This window comes from Daeguia caeni, assembly GCF_042653845.1.
In the GTDB taxonomy this organism is placed as follows: domain Bacteria; phylum Pseudomonadota; class Alphaproteobacteria; order Rhizobiales; family Rhizobiaceae; genus Brucella; species Brucella caeni.
In genome coordinates this window covers 1-1,942 of sequence record NZ_JBHSEL010000037.1, presented here as the reverse complement: position 1 = coordinate 1,942, position 1,942 = coordinate 1, and the positions used below count along the sequence as shown (strand labels likewise).

Genomic DNA, 1,942 nt, shown 5'->3' with positions numbered 1-1,942 from the left:
ATCGTCACAAGCTTGGATGCTCATCTCCTCAATCAGGCGAATGACGAGGCGTATCGCAAAAATGAAATTTTGAGTCGGGCTCTCAGCGTTGCAGAAGTGCATTCGGCAAGTGAAGCTACGACGATTGTAACGCCAACCCAAATTCTGCATGAGCAGGATGGAATCCTCACGGTCTCAGTGAATGGTGCGGCGTCATCGCAGCCAGTTCCTGCAACCTCCCAGCCAGTGCCGACTGACAATAATGGGTCACTGACACAGTATCTGTTCCAGAAGGCAAGGGATCTGATGGCTGCGGTAAGCGGTGCGAAATCGTCGACGCAGGAAGAGGTTGTTCTGCCTGATATTCTGCCGACAGATGATACGGGTGGCGCACCGGAAGTGCAAATGGACACGGTGCAGCCTGATGTCAGAGTGGCCGACATGACGGCATCTGGCGCAGGGAACGAGACGGTGCAAGCGCAGTCTGACCCGCAAAATGCAGACCTTGTCCAGATGCAGCAGGCTGACGATGCGGTGCCGGTAGCGCAGGCCAGACCGTCTCAGAAGACACTGAGCAAGCAGCAAGTTGCTGCCGTTCCCCAGCAGAGTGATGCGGATGTTCAGGCAGCAGCACAGCTGCAGGGGCAGAATGAGACCACAGTCCAGCAGGGTGTTTCTGCTGACACTGGGCAGCAGGCTGGTGCTGCCGAGGAGAATGCGCCACAGGCTGTTGCCCAGGCAGAAGCGCAGGCCATTGCGCCGCAAGCGGCCCGGGACAATGCGCAGCCGGCAGATCAGGCTGCGGCAGATCAGGCGGCAGCAGATCAGGCGGCAGCAGATGTTGAAACTGTCGCAGCGGCCTATCAGCCCGGCGTTCCGGTTTATGCTGCCTATGGCCAGATCGTCCGTTTGGCAACCAGCCTGCCGACCATGCAGGAGCGCATCGGCAAGCGTTACTGGGCCGGACAGGGCGCGGCACAGATCGAGGAAGGCGACGGCGAAGAGGCCCGGCTTTCCTGGAAGGGCAATGACATCCTGACCGATCTTGGTCTGGTCTGGGGACAGGCTGAAGCCGGTCATCGCCATGCCGCCCTTGCCGGCAGCGATCTGCACACGCGCTACACCGCCAATGACTGGAAGGTCACGCTTGGTCTCGACAACCAGCTCCATGAAGCCAATGACAACCGTCTGCTTGGCGGCGTCTGGGTCAGGTATAGCCGGATCAATGCGGATATTGCCTCGGCTTTGGGCAAGGGTGCGATCGAGACGCAGGCCTATGGTGTGGGCGGCGCGCTGACCTGGCTGTCGGACAATGGCCTCTATGTTGACGCACAGGCGCAATATAGCAGGCTGAAGAGCGAGCTTTCCCCGGACAAGGTCAGCAAGGCGCTGGCGAGCAATGCGAAGGCTGAAAGCTATGATGTCAGCCTTGAGGCTGGCAAGTCGGTGCGGCTGAACGACTACTGGACGCTGACGCCGCAGGTTCAGCTCAGCTGGAACCATGTCACGGCCAACAGCTTTACCGATGCCGATGCCAATACGGTTCGGTTTGAACTGAAGGATCAGGTTACGCTGCGTGGTGGCGTTGCGGTTGAATATGCCAAGAGCTGGCAGGACAAGGGCGGCAAGACGGTTCGAGCCAGTGTTCATGGCATTGCCAATCTGCGCCATCGCCTTGCGGGCAAGGGTTCGCGTCTGCAGCTTGCCGATCAGAGCGTGAAGATCGGTCATGAGGAACGCACCTGGGGCGAAATCGGCCTTGGCGGGCGCTATGAGCTGAAGGACAGGAGGCTTGCTGTCTTTGGCGATGTCACCGCCGGTACGGCCATGAACAATCCGGGCAAGAACCACTATGTCGCAGGCAAGCTCGGCCTGAGCATCAAGTGGTGACACACAGGCACTGAATGACACACAGTCACTGAAACAGATGAAACGCCCCGGTTCCGCCGGGGCGTTTTGCATG

At 59.3% G+C, this 1,942-nt stretch carries 1 protein-coding gene; it reads left to right on the top strand.

The window, feature by feature from the left end:
• Positions 1-285 precede the first annotated feature (285 nt).
• Entirely contained in the window at positions 286-1,869 is a 1,584-nt protein-coding gene (locus tag ACFO1V_RS04090; protein WP_380075062.1) for an autotransporter outer membrane beta-barrel domain-containing protein, read from the top strand.
• Positions 1,870-1,942 lie beyond the last annotated feature (73 nt).